At 48.9% G+C, this 20,388-nt stretch carries 15 protein-coding genes and 1 pseudogene; 10 read left to right on the top strand and 6 right to left on the bottom strand.

The genetic code is table 11. The features are described 5' to 3' along the window. Positions 1-568: 568 nt before the first annotated feature. Positions 569-706 (bottom strand): annotated as a pseudogene (locus tag DW677_RS18890) (AAA family ATPase); the annotation flags it as partial. A 157-nt stretch (positions 707-863) separates the two neighbouring features. Here DW677_RS18890 and DW677_RS15515 point away from each other — a divergent pair. The 3 genes from DW677_RS15515 (at position 864) to DW677_RS15510 (ending at position 3,212) form a co-directional block, all read left to right on the top strand. Continuing rightward, positions 864-1,994, top strand: a complete 1,131-nt coding sequence (locus tag DW677_RS15515) for a transposase (protein WP_242992196.1) — start codon at positions 864-866, stop codon at positions 1,992-1,994. Between the two features lie 72 nt (positions 1,995-2,066). Beyond that, a complete protein-coding gene (locus tag DW677_RS18885; protein WP_242992195.1) occupies positions 2,067-2,420 on the top strand; it encodes a hypothetical protein in 354 nt (117 codons plus the stop codon). Positions 2,421-2,432: 12 nt separating this feature from the next. Continuing rightward, positions 2,433-3,212, top strand: a complete 780-nt coding sequence (locus DW677_RS15510) for an ATP-binding protein (protein ID WP_117567764.1) — start codon at positions 2,433-2,435, stop codon at positions 3,210-3,212. A gap of 277 nt (positions 3,213-3,489) precedes the next feature. Here the strand turns inward: DW677_RS15510 and DW677_RS15505 are convergent, their stop codons facing one another. Next, positions 3,490-4,809: an aspartate kinase gene (locus DW677_RS15505; protein ID WP_117553285.1), complete on the bottom strand. Its 1,320-nt coding sequence runs from the start codon at positions 4,807-4,809 to the stop codon at positions 3,490-3,492. 46 nt (positions 4,810-4,855) lie between these two features. Continuing rightward, positions 4,856-5,491, bottom strand: coding sequence for a signal peptidase I (lepB, locus tag DW677_RS15500; RefSeq protein WP_242990687.1), 636 nt, complete (start codon positions 5,489-5,491; stop codon positions 4,856-4,858). A 467-nt stretch (positions 5,492-5,958) separates the two neighbouring features. On the opposite strand from lepB, the gene glgB reads away from it, so the two are divergent. The 5 genes from glgB (at position 5,959) to DW677_RS15475 (ending at position 12,418) form a co-directional block, all read left to right on the top strand. Beyond that, positions 5,959-8,355, top strand: coding sequence for a 1,4-alpha-glucan branching protein GlgB (gene glgB, locus DW677_RS15495; protein ID WP_117567763.1), 2,397 nt, complete (start codon positions 5,959-5,961; stop codon positions 8,353-8,355). 83 nt (positions 8,356-8,438) lie between these two features. Beyond that, positions 8,439-9,251, top strand: a complete 813-nt coding sequence (locus tag DW677_RS15490) for a mechanosensitive ion channel family protein (protein WP_117567762.1) — start codon at positions 8,439-8,441, stop codon at positions 9,249-9,251. Positions 9,252-9,530: 279 nt separating this feature from the next. Continuing rightward, complete coding sequence (locus DW677_RS15485) at positions 9,531-10,367, top strand: DUF3100 domain-containing protein (protein ID WP_117567761.1); 837 nt, start codon at positions 9,531-9,533, stop codon at positions 10,365-10,367. An 11-nt stretch (positions 10,368-10,378) separates the two neighbouring features. Then, on the top strand, positions 10,379-10,864 hold the full coding sequence (locus DW677_RS15480; protein ID WP_117505197.1) for a DUF340 domain-containing protein: 486 nt from the start codon (positions 10,379-10,381) through the stop codon (positions 10,862-10,864). A 237-nt stretch (positions 10,865-11,101) separates the two neighbouring features. Continuing rightward, on the top strand, positions 11,102-12,418 hold the full coding sequence (locus tag DW677_RS15475; RefSeq protein ID WP_117567760.1) for an MATE family efflux transporter: 1,317 nt from the start codon (positions 11,102-11,104) through the stop codon (positions 12,416-12,418). 310 nt (positions 12,419-12,728) lie between these two features. On the opposite strand, the gene hemZ is transcribed toward DW677_RS15475, so the two are convergent. The 3 genes from hemZ to DW677_RS15460 all read right to left on the bottom strand — a co-directional run bounded on the left by hemZ (position 12,729) and on the right by DW677_RS15460 (position 17,304). Continuing rightward, a complete protein-coding gene (gene hemZ / locus DW677_RS15470; protein ID WP_117485739.1) occupies positions 12,729-14,186 on the bottom strand; it encodes a coproporphyrinogen dehydrogenase HemZ in 1,458 nt (485 codons plus the stop codon). Further along, positions 14,183-14,827, bottom strand: coding sequence for an MBL fold metallo-hydrolase (locus tag DW677_RS15465; protein WP_117485737.1), 645 nt, complete (start codon positions 14,825-14,827; stop codon positions 14,183-14,185). The genes hemZ and DW677_RS15465 overlap by 4 nt, the downstream gene beginning before the upstream one ends. A gap of 191 nt (positions 14,828-15,018) precedes the next feature. Then, positions 15,019-17,304: a bifunctional (p)ppGpp synthetase/guanosine-3',5'-bis(diphosphate) 3'-pyrophosphohydrolase gene (locus DW677_RS15460; protein WP_117567759.1), complete on the bottom strand. Its 2,286-nt coding sequence runs from the start codon at positions 17,302-17,304 to the stop codon at positions 15,019-15,021. Positions 17,305-17,660: 356 nt separating this feature from the next. Between DW677_RS15460 and DW677_RS15455 the strand changes: the two genes are divergently transcribed. Together DW677_RS15455 and DW677_RS15450 are read left to right on the top strand one after the other, a co-directional pair. After that, a complete protein-coding gene (locus tag DW677_RS15455) occupies positions 17,661-18,836 on the top strand; it encodes a M20 family metallopeptidase (protein WP_117567758.1) in 1,176 nt (391 codons plus the stop codon). Between the two features lie 12 nt (positions 18,837-18,848). Next, positions 18,849-20,261 (top strand): AbgT family transporter, encoded by a 1,413-nt coding sequence (locus tag DW677_RS15450; RefSeq protein ID WP_117567757.1) that lies wholly within the window; start codon positions 18,849-18,851, stop codon positions 20,259-20,261. The last annotated feature ends 127 nt before the right edge of the window (positions 20,262-20,388 follow it).

Below are 20,388 nucleotides of genomic sequence, written 5' to 3'. Positions count from 1 at the left end.
CTAAAACAGAATGGTGACCGCTGAGCTCCGTAAAATGCACTAAAGTGAGCTGTGCAGGAATAGAAAATTGATGGCTTGGAATGCTTGCATTCCACAGACAGCAGATTTCTATTCCTATAGGGCGAACGCCCTACATCGAGATGAATCGAAGTGGAATCGAGATGGTGCACATCGGATGGCATTATGTTTCACGCATGAGGCCATGTTATTTTCTACTCAAAATATTCATTTGGAGAAATCTCTCCGTTATTTAATTTCGTTTTCATTTCACACCATTCCGAAAGGAAATCATTTACCAATCAATATTCAAAAGTTAATGCAACAGGTGCACCTGTACAGTCATAATGATCTTCGTTATAAGTTGGTCTGACTGTTTCAGATGGTTTTGCCGGAGTCATTGCAGTTAAGTGAATCAAATTGCCAGGAGCAGTGTACTCAGGAAATCTTGTACCTTTTCCTGAATATTCCGTTGCGGCGAAGCCGTCTGTCCGGAAAAATGGAAACCACCTGTCCGGATAGGCGGAAACCGCTTTAGGTTATTGCTATGTGCGGCGAAGCCGCCTGTATGTTATTGTGCCTGAGATGGATCCAGTCCATAAACCTCCCTCATGGAAATATCCTTTTCTGGGTCAAGACTCATAATCGGAATCTTGTATGAATCGAATGAAATTCGATCCATGATGGCATCTGTGAGAGGGTTGTCCTTACTGCAAATTCCGGCTCATCTGACTACGCATTCCGCTAAGAGCTGATCAGTCTTTCCGGATGTAACTGAACGCGTTTCCGCTTCAGCTGATCAATAAGTTTTCAACGTGTTATAGTTCTTTCGTAGTCATCAAATGATTGCGAAAGGAGGCATAACTATGCAAGACTACAACACGATTATCGGCTCCATCCAGATGCGTTTGAATGGATGCCAGACCAGGTCCGTTATGGACCGTTACAAGATTGGCTCAGGTACATTAAATCTGATCATGAGCCGATACCATGACAACGGAATCCCAATCGAGGAACTCCGAATGATGGCACCTAAGGAAGTCGAGAACCTTTTCTATCCGCAGAAAAATCTACAGAGGAAAGATGTCCCACTTCCAGATTTCCAGTATTACTATGACAGAATCCATGCACCAGGGAGCCGCATGAACATTTCGTTCTGTTGGCTGGATTATAAAGAAAAGAATCCTGATGGTTATGAGAAGTCACAGTTTTACGAATACTTCAACCGATTCATAGCAGAAAACTATGGTGGACAGAAGGTATCAATGGCCGTAAACCGAATCCCGGGTGAAAAGATGTATATCGATTGGGTCGGTGATCAGCCGGAACTGTTAACAGATACCGAAACGGGCGAGATCAAAAAAGTCCATATCTTTGCGACCACTCTTGGAGTCAGCAGTCTGATCTATGCAGAAGCTTTTCCAAATGAGAAGCTCCCATGTTTTATAGAAGGCTGTGCCCATGCTGTTTCATTTTATGGTGCTGTTACGAAATACTTTGTGCCCGATAACCTGCGAACTGCTGTAACCAAGCACACAAAGGATGAACTTATCCTGCAGTCTACATTTGCAGAGCTGGAAGATTTCTATGAAACTATAGTTCTTCCACCACCCGCTAGAAAGCCGAAAGGCAAGCCTACAGTTGAAAATCATGTACGTTATCTTGAAATACACCTGGTTGAGAAACTGAAAGAAAAGATATATGTATCATTTGAAGACCTGAATGCTGAAATCAAAAAAATAGTAGCAGTCCTCAATAAACGATCTTTTCAAGGCAAGGATTTCTCAAGACAGGATGCTTTCGAAAAGTATGACAAACCATGTATGAAACCACTGCCAGGCGGATGTTACACGGCTTGCGACTATAAAGCGGTCCTAAAAGTTCCCAACAACTACCACATCGAGTATGACGGCCACTACTACTCCGTATTGTACTCTTACTGTGGCAAGCCTGCAATCCTGAAGGCAACAGCTTCAGAGATCAGAATCTGTGATTAGTATAATCGGCTGATCTGTACACATAAGCGGTCTTATAGAGAGTTTCCGCTGTATATCACGGTAGATGAACATATGCCGCCAGAACACCTTTATTACAAAGAAGTCAATTCAAAGGATGGTAATTATTACCGCCGCTGGGCTTCTGCCATTGGTCCTGCGATGTCAGAACTGATTGACAGACTCCTTAAATCATCAAAACATGAAGAGCAGTCCTATAGTGCCTGTGTAGGTATCCTGCATAAAGTAAAAACAATCCCGAAAGGTGCTGCTGAAGAAGTTGCCCGTAAATGTATAGAGATCAATTCCTGTAAGTATTTTACCTTCAAGCAGATGCTGAAAAAGATGGATGTGAAGGAACTCCCCGAGCATTCACCAGGAACACTGCCCAATCATGAAAATATCAGAGGAAAGGACTACTATAAGTAAGGGTGACGTACTATGGCATACAGATTAAAAGACTATCTTTATAACGATAAACTCACAAAGGAACAGAACATACTCATGGATCGGCTGTATAAACTTCGCATGTCCGGTATGGCTGAAGCATTTGAAAAGCAGCTGCTGGAACCAAACACAGGTCTCGAACCATTTGAAGTCCGCTTTGCTGCTATTGTAAATCAGGAGTGGGATCAGCGTGAGAGTAAAAAGTTTAAACGCCTCATGAAGAAAGCGACCCTGAAATATCCTGCAGCTGATCTTGACAGTTCAATCTATGATCCAGAACGTCAGCTGAATACACACGTCATAGAACTTCTGGCCAAGTGTGATTGGATCGATGAGCCGAATAACCTGCTGATGACCGGAGGGACCGGTGCTGGGAAAACGCACATCGCCTGCGCTTTATGTATCACAGCAATGCATCAGAACCGTACTGTTAAATACATACGTGCGAACACACTCTTAAAGGAATCAGATCATGCCAGGCAGGAAGGTACTTACTTTGAGTATTCGAATGAAATGGCAGCTTATGATCTCATGGTGATAGATGATTTCGGCTTAATGGATCTGGACATCGAGAAATGCCGCGATTTATTTGAAATCATCGAGTCCAGAGACTGCCGCAAGGCAACTATTATTATCTCACAGATTCCAGTATCCGGATGGTATCAGCTTTTTGGGGATTCCACCTACGCAGATGCCTGCTTAAGTCGAATGACATCTAAGGCATATCGCCTTGAATTTCCTGGCAGGGATCGCAGAATAACCAATAGTAATTAATCGACCTGCTGAGTTTTGCTCAGTTTGAAGCGGAATGGCGCTCCGTTCCTCTGGAACGGATGCGCAGTTCTTGCGGAATATGCAGTATGTGGAATACGAAGTCGCGTTTCCCTTAGCATCGAGCGATAAGGCTTAGATGGGATTGCTGAATGGAACAGAAGAGGCCTGGAGGCACAGAGACAGGCGCAGATGAAAAAGGATCAAAGGGACTTGAATAAAAAAGCCCCCGCACAGGTGATTAACAAACCGCCTATGTGGGGGAAAACTCATTTATGGATTATAATTCAGTTTTTACGAAGATATCGTAGATTGCCCGGATCGCCGGCTCAAAATCATCATTTGTAACGCCGATGATGATGTTCAGTTCACTGGATCCCTGGTCGATCATCTTTACGTTGATCTTAGCGTGTGCGAGGGCCGCGAAGATTCTTGCGGCAGTTCCGCGCATTGCCTTCATGCCGCGGCCTACGACTGCGATCACAGCGAGGTCGGACTCTAATGTGACAACATCAGGATGAACGGAGCGCTGGATACCGGAGAGAACAGACTGCTCTTTCTCCTGGAACTCATCCTGGTGAACGAGAACGGACATGGTGTCGATTCCTGACGGCATGTGCTCGAAGGAGATGCCGTTCTTCTCGAATACCTCAAGAACCTTTCTCCCAAACCCAATCTCGGAGTTCATCATTGCCTTGTCGATGTTCATAGCGCAGAAGCCCTTCTTTCCGGCAACACCTGTGATAGTGTAGTGCGGACGCTTGCTGGTATTCTCGACGATCATGGTACCCGGATCTTCCGGACGGTTCGTGTTACGGATATTGATCGGGATTCCGGCTTTTCTTACCGGGAAGATTGCGTCCTCATGAAGGACACTTGCACCCATGTAGGAGAGCTCACGGAGCTCGGTGTAGGTGATGGTTTCGATCGGAGCTGGATTCTCGACGATTCTCGGATCTGCTACAAGGAAACCGGAAACGTCAGTCCAGTTCTCATAGAGGTCTGCCTGGACCGCGCGTGCTACGATGGAACCTGTGATATCGGAACCGCCGCGGGAGAAGGTATGGATCGTTCCGTCCGGCTTAGCACCGTAGAAGCCAGGAATGACTGCCTGCTTTAAGGAAGCGAGATGCTCACGCATCTCCTCGTTTGTCTCCTCGGAGAGGAAATTTCCCTCAGCGTCGAAGCGGATCACATCGGCTGCGTCCACGAAGGTGAAACCGAGGTAATTTGCGGCGATGATGCCGTTCAAGTATTCTCCTCTGGAAGCCGCGTAGTCGCGTCCGGCTTTCTTTAAGAAGTTCTCCTCAATTTTCGCAAATTCGAAATCAAGGTTTAAGTTTAAATCAAGACCGTCGATGATATCGGTGTAGCGCTTCTTGATCTGGTCAAGGATGCGCTTATAGCTTTCGCCTGCGCATACAGCGTCGTAGCACTGGTATAACATGTCGGTCACTTTTGTGTCTTTGCTGTCTCTTTTTCCCGGTGCCGACGGAACAACATAGCAACGGGTCTTGTCGGCTTCGATGATTGCCTTTACTTTTTTAAACTGACGGGCACTTGCGAGGGAGCTGCCGCCAAATTTTACAACCTTCTTCATAATCTGTCTCCTGTGTGTAAGTAAATGATATATGCCGGATTCCACCTTAGTGGATTACCTTTGGTGTCGGGAAGTATTCGAAGAATACCTTGGCAACCATCTTGTCTCTGGAAATGTAGTGGTTCTGCCAGTAGCGGGCATCCAGGGAGTAGTTGCGGTTGTCGCCCATCATGAAGTAGCAGTTTTCCGGAACTTCAAAATGGTAAGTTTCATGCTGGTTCATCGGCTCTGCGATGTACGGTTCGTCGAGCGGTGTGTCAGATCCGTTTAAATAGACCTGATCGTCCACGATATCGATCACGTCGCCAGGCATACCGATCACGCGCTTCACATAGTAGATCGTGTGGCCGCGCTTTCCGACTTCGGAACCGCAGGCCGGGCAGGTATCCTGCTTATCGCCCTCTATGATCGCACCGCACTGTGGGCACTGCCAGCCAAAAACGAAGATTGCTACATCGCCGCGTTCCGGTTCAGAGAATTTGTAATGGAGTCTGGAGCCGATGACACGGCTTCCTGCCATGATAGTGTTTTCCATGGAACCTGTTGGGATTTCACTGTTTGCAATGACGAAAGTGGTGAGCACGAAGGCGATCACAGCGGCAGATACGAGAACCTGCACCCAGCTGATGAGCTCTGCGACCCAGCCTGTTTTTTCTTTCTTTTCTTTTTCGTTATTTTCCATATAAATGATCATAACCTCGTTTGACTAATATTTACGGGAAGGATATACTGTAAGAGTAAATACGATTGCCCGTATGCATACAATAAAGAGTTTATGATAAATTGTCAAGTTTCGCAAGGGAATTTCGAAAAAGGTAAGGAAGTTTTTTATTTCCATTAGGAAATCCAGCGAAATCCGTAGACGAAATACGAATAACGAGAAGGCAGCAGCCTGAAATACGGAATTGCGATCCGGAAAATGCTTGCTGTGCAGAGAACATTTTCAGTTATAGTTTGTGCAGGAGAGAACAGCAACCATTTTCACAGATTTATGTTCCAGACTTTGTGATAATACTTGTATCACCAAAGCGAAAATGTTAAAATACTGTTAAGAAAATTGCGGGCGATTATCATCCGCTGATGGATCTGATCATTTTTTGCGGAGCGTGCCAAGAGAAAGGCATGCGGATGCAGCAGGGGGAGTGCTGAATGGAAAAAATCTTATATGATCTGATGGATTGGGCCGGAATCGAGGAACTTGTCTATTCCGAGGCGAGCGATCCGGGACGGCTTTTAGGGGAACATGTGATAAAGGAAGGTCTTCTGATCCAGGCTTTTCTGCCGAACGCGGAGAAGGTGTCCGTAAAGATCGGCGAAGAACAGTTCCCGATGGAGATGGCGGACGAGAACGGCTTCTTTGCGGTACTTTTAGATGACAGGAGAGAGCTGGTTCCGTATCATTTCTGTATCACCTACACGGACGGGGACAACGAGGAGATCATCGACCCTTACAGCTACCAGTTCCACACCGCCTTTACCGAGGAAGAGGTGCGGAAATTCAGTGCGGGGATCTATTATGATTCCTATGAGAAATTCGGGGCACATCCGGCGGTGGAAGCCGGGATCGAGGGCGTTCACTTTGCGGTGTGGGCGCCGGATGCGATGCGCGTCAGCGTTGTGGGTGATTTCAACTTCTGGGACGGAAGACGCCACCAGATGAAAAAGCGAGGTCCGTCGGGGATCTACGAGATCTTTATCCCGAACCTGAAGCCCGGCGCGATCTACAAATATGAGATCAAGACAAAAGCGGGACTTCCGATGCTGAAGGCGGATCCGTACGGAAACTATGCGGAGCTCCGCCCGAATACGGCATCTGTTGTCTGGGATATGTCCGGTTACAAATGGAACGATGATGAGTGGATCAAAGAGCGGGCAGCGGCGAAAGACCGCCTGAAGGATTCCCCGATGTCCATCTATGAGGTCCATCTTGGTTCCTGGATGCAGAAAACGGTAGCACAGAATGAGAACGGTGAGGACATCAACGGCAGCCAGTTCTACAACTACCGGGAGATCGCGGAGAAGCTGGCAGCCTATGTGAAAGAGATGGGATACACCCATGTGGAGCTGCTTCCTGTGATGGAACATCCGTTGGATGAATCCTGGGGTTACCAGGTTACAGGCTACTACGCGCCGACGAGCCGTTTCGGAACACCGGACGATTTCAAGGCGTTTATGGACCATATGCACAAAGAAGGGATCGGTGTGATCCTGGACTGGGTTCCGGCCCATTTTCCGCGGGATGCCCACGGCCTTGCAGCCTTTGACGGGACATGCCTCTACGAGCACCAGGATCCGCGCCAGGGATCCCATCCCCACTGGGGAACGCTGATCTACAATTACGGACGTCCACAGGTATCAAACTTCCTGATCTCCAATGCCTTATACTGGGCGAAGGAGTTCCATGCAGACGGAATTCGGATGGACGCAGTGGCATCCATGCTGTATCTGGACTATGGAAAGAATGCCGGGGAGTGGGTCGCAAACATTTATGGCGGAAATGAGAATCTGGAGACGGTGGAATTCTTAAAGCATTTAAATTCCATCTACGCGAGGGACACGAAAGGTTCTGTCCTGATCGCTGAAGAGTCCACGGCCTGGCCGAAGGTCTCCGGTGATGAGAACGATGGCGGACTTGGATTCGACTTCAAGTGGAATATGGGCTGGATGAACGATTTCCTGGATTACATGCAGTGCGATCCGTATTTCCGCCATGACCACTACGGGGAGCTGACCTTCAGTATGCTCTATGCCTACAGCGAGAAGTTCGTCCTGGTATTTTCCCACGACGAGGTGGTCCACGGAAAAGGTTCCCTGGCAGGAAAGATGCCGGGGGACACCCAGGAGAAGAAGTTCGCGAACCTCCGCACTGCCTACGGCTTTATGATGGGTCATCCGGGAAAGAAACTTTTGTTTATGGGACAGGATTTCGGCCAGATGGATGAGTGGAACGAGAAGGCGAGCCTGGAGTGGGGACTCTTGAAATATGATATCCACAGCCAGATGAAGGATTATGTGAAAGCACTGAACCACTTATACCGCACACAGCCGGCGCTCTACAGGATGGACTACGAGCCGGAGGGTTTTGAGTGGATCAACTGCACGTATAACGATGAAAATATCGTTATATTTGAGAGAAAAACGGAAAAGCCGGAAGAGACTCTGCTCTTTGTCTGCAATTTCGCTCCGGTGGAGCATGAGAAGTTCCGTCTCGGCGTTCCGTTTGCCGGAAAGTATAAGGAGATCTTAAACAGTGATGCAAAGCAGTTTGGCGGCAGCGGCATGGTAAACCCGAGGGTCAAGATGTCGAAGAAAGAGGAGTGGGATACGAGAAAGAACTCCATTGCCATCAATCTTGCCCCGATGTCTGTGGCGGTATTCTCCTGTACCCCGTATGAAGAAGAGGCAGGGCCGGAGAAAAAGAAAACGGCGGAGAAGAGAAAGCGCCCGGCACGGCAGCCATCGGTAAAGCTGCCGGCGAGCCCGCTGGATGTGATCTCCGAGAAGGTTGGGCAGATCATAAAGACGGCGAGGGAGAGCCGGCACTGAAATTTGTGCCTGGCTGATTTGGACAGTCAGCGCAGAAATGAAATACAGGACGGAAATATCCGGGAAGCAACAGGTGAAATGACATGAAAGAACATACATTGGATATTCTCACCGCGGCGCTCATCAAATACGGAACCAGAGTCTTCTGGGCGGCGGTCATCGTATTTGTGGGACTGCGGATCATCAGGATCGCCCGCAGGGCAGCCGGTCAGATTATGGACCGTGCCGGAGTGGAGATCACGTTAAAAAAGTTTCTGGACATGCTGCTTCATGCAGTTCTCTTCGGCGTTATGGTATTCATGGCGGCGGATCAGCTGGGGATCAAGACGACCTCCTTCGTGGCAGTCATCGGTACCGTCACTCTGGCCTTCAGCCTTGCGATGCAGAATACGCTCTCGAACTTCGCGGGCGGAACCCTGATCCTGCTCCTGAAACCGTTTAAGGTGGGCGATTATATCAGCACGAGCTCCGGTGAAGGAACCGTTGAGTCCATCGGCCTTGTATACACGACGCTTCTGACAACGGATAACCGGGTCATCACGATCCCGAACAGCTCCGTGTCCAGCGCGCCGCTCACAAACCTCACAAGGACCGGAAAACGCCGCCTGATCATTAATGTGGGAATCGGATATTCTTCTGATCTTTTAAAGGCGAAGAATGTCCTGAAAAAGATTTTCGAGGAGAACCCGGGGATCATGAAGGATCAGCCGGTTCAGGTCGTCGTGGATGCGCTGGGAGACAGCAGTGTTGTTTTAAGCGCCAGAGGCTGGACGACCTGTGAGGATTACTGGACAGCGAAGTGGTCCATCACAGAGGTGATCAAGCTCACGTTTGACAAAGAGGGGATCGAGATCCCGTACCAGTATATGAATGTGATGATGACAAAGGAATCATAGTGCGGACCGGGCATAGCTTCGGGATAACACGGATCATAAAGGAAAGAGAGTCCGGACAGGGGAAAGACTGCCGGGCTCTTTTTTTTTCGTATATTGTTACAAAAAATGCTTGATTTTTTGTGAAAATCTGATAGAATCAATTTTAAATTGTTTCTGCGTTGCGGACAAATGTTTGTGGAAAAGAGACTGGGCTTTTTGCGCAAAAAATGCTGACAGGTCGCACGATTCCGGAAAGAGTGAAACATGCAGAGGCTAAAAGCAAAAAAAGGAGGATTGAATATGAAAGAACATATGGCAGATTGGCGTATCCATGCACTTGCTTTCGTACTCACCGTAATTGCCGAATTTATCGGCACCAAAAAATTCAGTTTCGGGCCTTTGTCCTTCTCACTGTTTCCGATGCTGTATGTACTGATCCTTGGAGCGATCCTTGGAATCGTAAAATTAATTCCACAGAAGATGATGACAGAAGCATCACCCTATATCGGAATCAGCGTTATGATGCTGACAGCAAAGATCGCATCCACGATCGGACCGAATCTCGGCGCGGTTGTCAAAGCCGGACCGGCGCTGATCCTTCAGGAATTCGGAAATCTGGGAACCGCAGTTTTAGCGCTCCCGATCGCCATATTTGTGTTCCATATGGGACGCGCGGCAATCGGAACCTCCTTCTCTATTTCAAGAGAGAGCTCCCTTGCGGTCGTTGCTGATAAATATGGTCTTGATTCGGATGAAGGAATCGGTGTTATGGGTGGATATATCACAGGTACTGTATTCGGAACCATGTTCAATGGTATCTTCGTCTCCCTGCTCTGCTCCTTAAATATCTTCCACCCGTATGCGCTCGGAATGGCGTGCGGAACAGGTTCCGCATCCATGCTTTCTGCCAGCCTTGCGGCAGTCGTTGAGGCATATCCGGATATGGAAGCGGAGATCACTGCTTATGCGGCGACCTCAAATATGCTGAGCAGTGTGGATGGCCTTTATATGAGTCTTTTCATCGCACTTCCAATGTGTGAATTCATGTATAAGCTGTTTACAAAGAACAACAGGCATTATAAAGACGGACTCCCGATCGGCGCTAAGGTGAAAGTCAAAGCCGCCGGGGAAGAATAGGAGGGATCCATATGGACGCAGCAGTATGGTTTAAAAGAATCAAATGTCTTGTCCTTGTATGCATCTTCGCATCCATCGGCAATTTTATCAGTACATCAAAGGCTGGAAACCCGGTAACCCCGCTTGAGGCAGTGCCCGGGCTCGTGCTTCTTCTTGTATGCACGCTGGTGGGCTGTATCATTTATGAGCTGATCAATAAGGTTTCGCCGAAGAATCTCCCGGCAATCGCCTATATCTCATTTATCGCGATCCTGATCACGATCCCGGGTGTCAGCCCGATCGCAGATTATGCGATCGAACAGATTGGAAAGATCGGACTTCTTCCGCTCTGCACTCCGATCCTTGCATATGCCGGAATCTCCATCGGAAAAGATGTGGATACATTTAAGAAACAGGGCTTTGCGATCGTAGTCGTAGCGATCTTCACGTTCGCAGGAACATTTCTCGGTTCTACGATCATTGCCCAGATCATCTTAAAAATGACAGGCGTGATCTGATGATCAGATATGAAAAATAGAGAAACCTGCAGGAATTGAAACCATACAACGCCTGCAGTTTTTTTCATAAGTGGAAATTCCGTACAATACAGTGGTGGCAGTGGATTTTGCCGATCTGGAATGCAAAACATCGTGGTTGAAAATACAGTGCCCTCATGTTATCATTACAATGCTGGTGCCGCCGCATGAAACAGAGCCGCGGACGTCCAATCATAACGATAACGGAGTGAGGTTTCCATGTACCATGATCTTACAAAAGGGAGCATCTCACGCTCCCTTCTTTTATTTGCCCTACCCATGATGGCAGGAAATATTTTGCAGCAGTTTTACAACATCGCGGACACTTTGATCGTCGGCCGTGTCCTTGGAAAAAATGCTCTGGCGGCGGTGGGATCTTCCTACACGCTGATGACATTCCTGACCTCGATCTTTCTGGGACTCAGCATGGGCTCCGGCGCACTGTTTTCCATTTACAGGGGAAAAGGAGATGAGAGGGCACTGAAGTCCTCCATCGCCCACGCCTGCGGCCTGATCCTCGCTGTAACGCTTGTTTTGAATGTGGTTGTCTATATTTTCATTGATCCGATCTTAAACTTCTTACGGGTTCCTGAGGAGGTCTGGGGCGGTATGAGGGAGTATCTGCTGATCATTTTCGCAGGTCTGCTCGCCACGTCCCTCTATAATTTCTTCTCCTGCCTGTTAAGGGCACTGGGAAACTCAACGGTTCCGCTGGTGTTTCTTGCGGTATCCGCGATCTTAAACATCGCGTGGGATCTTTTATTTGTGGCGGTCTTCCATTGGGGAATCGCCGGTGCGGCCTATGCGACGATCTTTGCCCAGTATGTATCCGGGATCGGTATCCTGCTCTATGTTCTTTTCCGATGCAGAAGCCTTCTTCCGGAGAGAAAGGATCTTCGCTTTGACGGAGGAATCTTAAAGGAGATCGCAGGACTTTCCTCCCTGACCTGCCTGCAGCAGTCGGTTATGAACTTCGGAATCCTCATGGTACAGGGGCTTGTAAACAGCTTTGGCGCCACCACCATGGCGGCTTTCGCGGCGGCAGTAAAGATCGACACCTTCGCGTATCTGCCGGTTCAGGACTTTGGAAATGCCTATTCGACCTTCGTTGCCCAGAACTACGGCGCGGGAAATAAAGAACGGATCCGCCGCGGCACAAAGGAATCCTTTGCCATCAGCACGGTGTTCAGTCTTGTGATCTCAGCGCTGGTCTTTGCCTTCGCGGCACCGCTCATGCAGATCTTCGTGAGCTCCGCAGAGACGGCGGTTATCGCCTCCGGCGTCCGTTATCTCAGGATCGAGGGCGCGTTCTATTTTGGAATCGGCTGCCTGTTCCTGCTTTACGGATATTACAGGGCGATCAAGAGGGCGGAGATGTCTGTGGTGCTTACAGTGATCTCCCTCGGAATCCGTGTGTTACTTGCCTACGTGCTCTCTGCCACATCCCTCGGCGAGACAGGAATCTGGATGGCGATCCCGATCGGCTGGATACTGGCAGATCTCACAGGACTTTTATACATGAGAAAGACCTGGTAAAAAGAAAAGGTAACTATTCAGTACCTTCATAGTTACGTGCAAAAATCCATTCCAGATCAGCTTCGCTGATGGGATTTTTGCCTTCCAGCCTATGTTTTCTTACGGTCAGCGCAGCAAGTGCGCAGACCTACTGAACAGTTACAAGAAAAGTTACAAAGAAAGAACTTTTGCAAAATAAGAATTAAAAAAATGTTGAATCTAAAAATACGCTGTACAGGAGAATGAACCCCATGTACAGCGTATTTTGTTGCCGCGTGCCCAGATCTGGCGTTTGATCTGCGCTATCCTGCGGTCAGCGCAGCAGACATATTTAGACTAACTTGCTCAACAGCTTCTCTTTCCTATCGATCATCTCGTCGATCCTCTCGATATAGGAAGCTACATCCTTCACATTCTCCGCGCGTTCCAGACGGTTTTCCGCCGGGAACGTGACTTTCGTGGTGGTTCCGGCACCGCAGGCCACGATGGTCTGCTTTTCCTCCATAATGAGGATATTGTAGATACATGCTTTTCCGGGTGCCGCATAGCCGACATTCTCGAAATTTCCGGCCATATTTTTCTGACGGTACAGGTAATACGGCTCAAGACCCATCTCGCGGGCGTACTTCGCGGTGAGATCGATCATCTCCTGAGTGTTCTGGATCTTTAAGTTCGCGTAGCGCTCCTTGAAGATATTGAGTCTCGCTGCACGCTTGATGGCGAGAGAGTGGACCGTCACGCTGTCCGGGGCAAGCTCTCTGACCTGCTCCATGGTGCTGCGGACGTCATCGATATCTTCCTCCGGAAGTCCGATGATGAGGTCCATATTGATATTGTCAAAGCCAAGATCTCTTGCCATGCGGAATTTTTCCTTCACCATATCCACGGTGTGGTGGCGTCCGATCAGATCCAGAGTTGCCTGCTTCATCGTCTGCGGATTGATGGAGATCCTGGAGATATTGTGGGCACGGAGAACTTTGAACTTGTCTTCGGTGATGCTGTCCGGACGTCCGGCTTCCACAGTGAATTCCTGTACCTTTGAGAGGTCAAAGGTATTCTCGATCTTTGTGAGCAGGGCGTCCAGTTCCTCGGCCTTTAAGGATGTCGGAGTTCCGCCGCCAAAGTAGATCGTATCCAGTGTGCGGCCTTTCATCTTCTCCGCCACATAATCCAGCTCTTTAAACAGCGCCTTCAAATAGAGATGAACCTTCTTCTCCCACGCGCCGATCGGGTAGGAGGTGAAGGAACAGTAGAGGCAGGTGGTCGGACAGAACGGAATTCCCACATAGAGGCTGTATCCCGTCTCATAGTCGATATGGCTTAAGAGCTCCCGCTCCCGTTTCGCGACCTCCACACTTAAGTCGATCTTCTCTTTGCTTGTCAGGTACATGTCCCGCATGAAGGAACGGATGCTCTTCTCATCCTCACCCTGATCAAGTCTCGTCATGGCGATCTTTGTCGGGCGGATACCGGTCAGGGTCCCCCAGGGGAGTTCTTTTCCCGTCCGCTTTTTTAACATGCCGTAAAGCTCTTTCTTGATCGTTGTCTTTGCGTTTAACCGCACATCGTAGTCGATCGGAAATACGGTCTCATCTGTGACAGTGCCCGCCGGATCCGTGATCTTCAAGCCAAATTTCGTCTCATCAGCGTTCTGTGTGCAGGTTCCCTCCACATAAAAATCCACGTCGTCCTGTTTCTCATGGACAAAAGTCTCACCCGGATAAAACGCCATCAAAAGCTCCCGGATATCCTGCTCATAAGCAGTATCGTTCAATAAAATTCCAATCATCCCATTGCCCCCGAAAGAGGATTATACTTCTTTTCAAAACCGATGGTAGTCGTGTCCATATGCCCCGGATAGACCATGGTGTCGTCCGGCAGTGTGGAGAGCAGACGTCTTACAGATTCGGCGATCTGGCGTCCGCTTCCCGTCGGGAAATCTGTGCGGCCGTAGGAGCCTGCAAACAGGGTATCTCCGGAGAAGAGAACAGATTCTTTTTCGATATAGTAACAGCAGGAACCGATGGTGTGTCCTGGTGTTTCAAATACTTTCCATGTAAATCCGGCGATGGAAAGCTCGTCACCCTCCTTCACGGTGACATCCGGTGTGATCGTATACGGTTCTCTGAAATAGCCTGCCACGAGACTCTTTTGACCATCCGTCAGGACATCGATCTCCTTTTCGCATGCGTAGATCGGTACATTCCAGGTCTCCTTCAGTTCCTTTGCCGCCATGATATGGTCGAAGTGACCGTGGGTCAGAAGGATCGCTTCCGGCTTTAACCCCAGGGATACCGCCATATTGGCGATCTGACCGGCGCCATCGCCCGGATCGATAACGGCAGCTCGTTTTGTCTCATGATCATAGACCAGATAGCAGTTGGTTCCAACCATGCCAACTACCAGAGTCTTGATGCGGATCTCGCTCATAGTTTACTTTCCTCCATTTTCAACAGCATAAAGAGAAGTGCTTCGCTTTTATGCCGGTACAGTTTTCTGCTGTGGTTTTCAAACATTCGTGTATAAAAAGGCCTGCCGTCCGTAGTACCTCCGGCAGACCTTTATCACCGCACTCACGGCGCACTTTCACACACCTGAATGCAGAGTTATCTAAATTTTTATCAGCCCGTGGTTCTCTCAATATCCAGCACGCCGTCGATCTGGCGCAGCTTTGCCATCAGGTTGTTTAATTCTTCGATTCCATGGATATCGAAGCTCATGGTGATCGTCGCCTTGCCCTGCTTATTCACGCGGGAGCTCATGGCCTTGATATCGATCTCGCGTTCTGTGAAGATCTTGGAGATATCCACGAACATGCCGATCCGGTTGTTCGCGAAGATCGAGATCTCTGTGGAGTAGGTCGCGGCACTGTTGTCCTCCTCAACGCCCTGCCACTCCGCGTCGATCAGGCGGCTTCTCTCAATCTCCGGGAGATTTAAGACGTTGATACAGTCCGTTCTGTGGATCGTAATTCCGCGGCCTCTCGTCACGAAACCAACGATCTCGTCGCCCGGAACCGGGCTGCAGCACTTGGAGAAACGAACCGCAAGGTCATGGATTCCCTTTACGGTAATGCCGCTCTTTGATTTGCTGCCCTTGATCGGAACCACAGCAGGTTTGTTGTTGTCACCGATGGCATCAAGGATCGTCGCATCGGTCACTTCGCGTTTCAGCTTCTTTGTGCGCTCCTCGATCATCTTGTTGATGACCTGCCCCTCTTTTAATCCGCCGTGTCCGACGGATGCCAGAACGGAATCCCAGTCCTGAAAGGCGTAGCGCTTTAATACTTTATCCACAAACTCCGGCTTATTGATATCGGAGAAGTTGATCCCCTTTGCCTTACAGTAGCGGTCGATCATTTCGCGGCCTTTTAAGATATTGTCAGCCTTCCGCTCCTGCTTGAACCAGGCGTTGATCTTGTTTCTCGCCTGGCTGCTCTTGATGATATTTAACCAGTCACGGCTTGGTCCCTTGGAATTCTGGGATGTCATGATCTCGATCCGGTCACCGTTCTGGATCACATAGTCAATATTTACGAGCTTTCCGTTGACCCTCGCGCCCACCATCTTGTTTCCGACAGCCGTGTGGATTGAGTAAGCGAAGTCGATCGGCGTGGAGCCGCTTGGCAGTGCCTTTACGTCTCCGGTCGGTGTAAAACAGTACACGCTGTCGGAGAACATATCGAGGTCGCTCTTGATGGCATTTAAGAATTCCTTGTTGTCGGACATATCCTGCTGCCACTCAAGGATCTGGCGCAGCCAGCTTAACTTCTTCGCCTCATCACCGGCAGCAACCTGTCCGCTGCCACTCTCTTTATATTTCCAGTGGGCGGCGATACCATATTCTGCTGTACGGTGCATCTCAAAGGTACGGATCTGGATCTCAAAGGGCTGGCCGTTTGTGCCGATCAGTGTCGTATGTAAGGACTGATACATATTCGGCTTCGGCATCGCGATATAATCTTTAAAACGGCCGGGGATCGGTTTGTACATCTCGTGGATCACACCCAGAGCCGCGTAACAGTCTTTTACAGAGTCCACGATGATGCGGACTGCAAAGATATCGTAGATCTGGTCCAGCGTCTTGTGCTGGTTTAACATCTTCTTATAAATGCTGAAGAAGTGCTTGACGCGTCCGTTGACCTCGCACCTGATCTCCGCGTTCTCCATGTGGGTCTTGATCTCAGCGATAATGTCATCGATGAATTTCTGGCGCGCTTCGCTTGTCAGGGCGATCTTTTCTTCCAGTTCTTTGTATACATTAGGTTCCAGATATCTTAACGCAAGATCGTCCAGTTCGATCTTGATCTTGGAAATACCGAGCCTGTCAGCGAGAGGAGAGTAGATCTCGATGGTCTCCCTCGCCTTCTCCTTCTGTTTTTCAGGGCGCATGTACTGAAGCGTCCGCATATTGTGGAGACGGTCCGCAAGCTTGATGATAATGACACGGATATCTTTTGCCATGGCGAGGAACATTTTTCTTAAGTTCTCCGCCTGCATTTCCACCTTATCCGCCGACCAGGATAACTGGGTCAGCTTTGTAACACCGTCGACTAAGAGGGCAACCTCTTTTCCGAAGATCTCGGCGAGCTGTTCCTCTGTATATATGGTATCTTCCACCACGTCGTGGAGAAGTCCGGCTGCGATCGTCTCTTTATCCATCTCGAGATCCGCGAGGATGATCGCCACACAGAGCGGATGGATAATGTACGGTTCCCCGGATTTTCGCTTCTGGTCTTTATGGGCATTATCCGCAAGCTGATATGCCTTCTCGATCATGCTCAGATCATCGGACGGATGGTACTTTCTGATGCTGGCAACAAGATCCCGGTAAAGAACATCAGGACTTGTGAAATCAGCAGGCGCTTCCAGCTCGCTTTCGATCGTTTTCAGTTTGTTTTCTTCCATAATATCTCCCACCTTCACTTTTAGCGTACCATCCGGTCATGCCCGCCGCAGAAATCCGCCGTTTTCGCGGTATTTTCGACAAAAGCAGACACTCCTGAAATATACCAACCATTATAAAATTTTTTGGCATAAATTGCAATCGTTTTGTTGTGGTTTTAGACCGCTGCTTTCCGGAAGGATTCCCTGATCCGGGGACTCTTATACAGGGCGTTCCTGATTCAGAATATAAAATGTTTATGACAGATATATCTTTTTCTTGTAGTGCTACCGAATTAAAGTGGTTGAACTTTAAAGAACAATGTATTATAATAGAAATATTAAAATTTTATAAATAAATTGGAAAGGGGTACTTCAATATGGATACAATGAGTCTCACAGCAAAGTATGAAGATGAAATGATTGCCATTCGCAGACATATTCATAGACACCCGGAGCTCAGCAACAAGGAATATAAGACAACGGAGTTCATCCGCGAAAAACTGACGGAATACGGTGTGGAGATCGCCGAGATCGGGATGAAGACCGGCGTTGTTGCCGTTATCCGCGGCGGAAAACCGGGAAAAACCGTTGCGATCCGCGAGGACATCGACGCACTTCCGATGAAGGAACTCACAGGACTTCCGTTCGCCTCCGAGAATGATGGTGCCTGCCATTCCTGCGGACATGATATCCACACAACCGTGCTTCTCTACTGCGCGAAGGTATTATCAGAGATCCGTGAGGAGCTTGCCGGAACGGTCATGCTGATCTTCCAGCCGGCAGAAGAGCATATGGGAGCCGGAGAGCTTGTCGACTGCAATTTCACGCAGGTTGCGAAACCGGACGCATTTATCGGTCTCCACGTATCACCGGAGATCGATGCCGGAAGCATCGGATTAAAAAAGGGACCGGCAAACGCGTCCAATGATTTCTTTAATATCAAGATCAAAGGAAAGGGCGGACATGGCGCTCATCCGGAAAACTGCATCGATCCGGTCGTAATCGCCGGTTATGTGATCACACAGCTTCAGACCGTGATCTCCCGTGAAAACTATCCGGTATATCCGGGCGTCCTTACCATCGGCAGCATCCACGGCGGAACAGTAAACAATATCATCCCGGATTATGTGGAGATGCATGGAACACTGAGAAGCCTTGATCCGGACTGCCGCAAAAAAATGATGGCTGCCATCGACCGCGTCGTAAAAGGCTGCGCCGAGTCCATGAGAGGAACTGCGGAGGTTGAATGGGAAATCGGAGTTCCGCCGCTCGTAAATGACGATTCCATCATCGAGGCAGTTGCTGAGGCCGCTGCAAAGACCATCGGTGCTGACCATGTTTCCTACGTGAAGAATCCGTCAATGGGTTCCGAGGACTTTTCTGTTCTCTTCCCGAAGTTCGGACCGGGCGCACAGTTCCGCTTAGGATCCGGAAATAACGAGGATCCGAATTCCAGACACGGTCTTCATAACTCTAAAAACGTATTTGATGAGAAGTGCATCCGCACAGGCGCATCCGTCATCATCCAGTACGCGAGAGATTTCTTAAGATAAAGGAGAACACTTATGGAAAACAACAAGAAAAAGCTGCAGATTCCAAGTACATGTGCACTGTTATTCATGCTCATGATCGTCTGCGCCATCCTGACCTGGATCGTTCCGGCAGGTGAATTCGATACAGAGAAAGTGGACAACTTAAACAAGGTTATCGCAGGTACCTATCACACCGTAGAAGCTTCCCCGGTCGGTCCGTGGGCAACTATCATGGCAGTCGTACAGGGATTCTACAAAGCCGCAAAGTTAATGGTCATGGTCATGTTTGTCGGCGGTGCCGTTGAGATCCTTGAAAAGACAGGAGCGATCCACGCTGCGTTCGGAAAACTTGCTTCCAAGCAGAACTTAAATGTAAACGTACTTGTATTCTTAGTAATGGCATTTATGTCCATCGGCGGCGCAGCAGGCGTTTTCGCAAACGCGGTCGTTGCCCTGATCCCGATCGGAATCATCCTTGCAACAAACTTAGGGTATGATTCCTTCACAGGCTTCCTGCTTGTATATATAGGCGCTTATTCCGGATTCAACGTAGGTTGGGCGAACGCCTCCACTATCGGTACTGCACAGCCGATCGCGGAGCTCCCGATCTTCTCCGGTTTCAGTGTCCGTGTCGTATTAAACATCATCAACTTCGCGCTCTGCTATTTCTTTACGATCCGTTACATGAAAACCATCAAGGCGGATCCGAAGAAGAGCTTAAACTATGAAGCTGGCATGAGTGCATCTGACAGCATGGGCGCAGGAAAAGATGGAGCGAAGGCGATCGAAGCACATTTAACAACGAAGCACCTGATCAGCCTGATCGGTCTTGTCGTAGCGGTTGCGGCAATCCTGGTTGGCTCTGTAAAATATGAATGGAGCTATGATCAGATCGCAGCTACATTCTTTACCCTTGCGGTTGTTGTTGGCCTTCTCAATGGTATGGGTATCAACGGAACAACGAAGGTATTTATCGGTGGCTGTTCCAAGATGGTAAACGCCGCGTTCATTGTCGGCTTCGCAAATGGTATTTCTGTGATCCTTGCAAGCGGAAACATCTTAAATACGATCGTTTACTGGCTGTCCATCCCGATGTCCGGAATGGGTTCCATCCTCGGAGCGAACTTCATGTTCGTTGCAAACCTGGTTATCAACCTTTTCATTCCGTCCGGTTCCGGACAGGCTGTAGCAGTTATGCCGCTTATGGTTCCGGTTGCTGATCTTGCAGGTATCACAAGACAGGTTGCTGTACAGGCATTCCAGTTCGGTGACGGCTTCTCCAACTGCCTCTTCCCGACAGCAGGTACTCTGATGGGTTCCCTCGCGATCGCAAAGACAGACTGGACAAAATACGCAAAGTGGCTCATGCCGCTCCTCGGATGTCAGGTGATCCTCTCATTCGCATCTTTAACGATCTTACAGAGCATCGGCTGGACCGGACTGTAGGAAGACGTATAATATAAGGAAAAAGGACTTCCGTTTCCTGGCGGAGGTCCTTTTTCTGTGCAGGCGGCTGATCACGCCGCTCTTTTTGTTACTGTTCACGCCTTGCGCAAACAGTAACTGATTTTGC

This window comes from Clostridium sp. AM25-23AC, assembly GCF_003435125.1.
GTDB classification, from domain to species: domain Bacteria; phylum Bacillota; class Clostridia; order Lachnospirales; family Lachnospiraceae; genus Pilosibacter; species Pilosibacter fragilis.
This window is presented reverse-complemented; position numbering and strand designations above follow the sequence as displayed.

Coding starts and splice junctions, on each gene's coding strand:
- DW677_RS15450 (WP_117567757.1), top strand. CDS start 18,849: ATGGAAAACAACAAGAAAAAGCTGCAGATTCCAAGTACATGTGCACTG.
- DW677_RS15505 (WP_117553285.1), bottom strand. CDS start 4,809: ATGAAGAAGGTTGTAAAATTTGGCGGCAGCTCCCTCGCAAGTGCCCGT.
- DW677_RS18885 (WP_242992195.1), top strand. CDS start 2,067: ATGCCGCCAGAACACCTTTATTACAAAGAAGTCAATTCAAAGGATGGT.
- DW677_RS15460 (WP_117567759.1), bottom strand. CDS start 17,304: ATGGAAGAAAACAAACTGAAAACGATCGAAAGCGAGCTGGAAGCGCCT.
- DW677_RS15475 (WP_117567760.1), top strand. CDS start 11,102: ATGTACCATGATCTTACAAAAGGGAGCATCTCACGCTCCCTTCTTTTA.
- DW677_RS15465 (WP_117485737.1), bottom strand. CDS start 14,827: ATGAGCGAGATCCGCATCAAGACTCTGGTAGTTGGCATGGTTGGAACC.
- DW677_RS15455 (WP_117567758.1), top strand. CDS start 17,661: ATGGATACAATGAGTCTCACAGCAAAGTATGAAGATGAAATGATTGCC.
- DW677_RS15510 (WP_117567764.1), top strand. CDS start 2,433: ATGGCATACAGATTAAAAGACTATCTTTATAACGATAAACTCACAAAG.
- glgB (WP_117567763.1), top strand. CDS start 5,959: ATGGAAAAAATCTTATATGATCTGATGGATTGGGCCGGAATCGAGGAA.
- DW677_RS15480 (WP_117505197.1), top strand. CDS start 10,379: ATGGACGCAGCAGTATGGTTTAAAAGAATCAAATGTCTTGTCCTTGTA.
- hemZ (WP_117485739.1), bottom strand. CDS start 14,186: ATGATTGGAATTTTATTGAACGATACTGCTTATGAGCAGGATATCCGG.
- DW677_RS15490 (WP_117567762.1), top strand. CDS start 8,439: ATGAAAGAACATACATTGGATATTCTCACCGCGGCGCTCATCAAATAC.
- lepB (WP_242990687.1), bottom strand. CDS start 5,491: ATGGAAAATAACGAAAAAGAAAAGAAAGAAAAAACAGGCTGGGTCGCA.
- DW677_RS15515 (WP_242992196.1), top strand. CDS start 864: ATGCAAGACTACAACACGATTATCGGCTCCATCCAGATGCGTTTGAAT.
- DW677_RS15485 (WP_117567761.1), top strand. CDS start 9,531: ATGAAAGAACATATGGCAGATTGGCGTATCCATGCACTTGCTTTCGTA.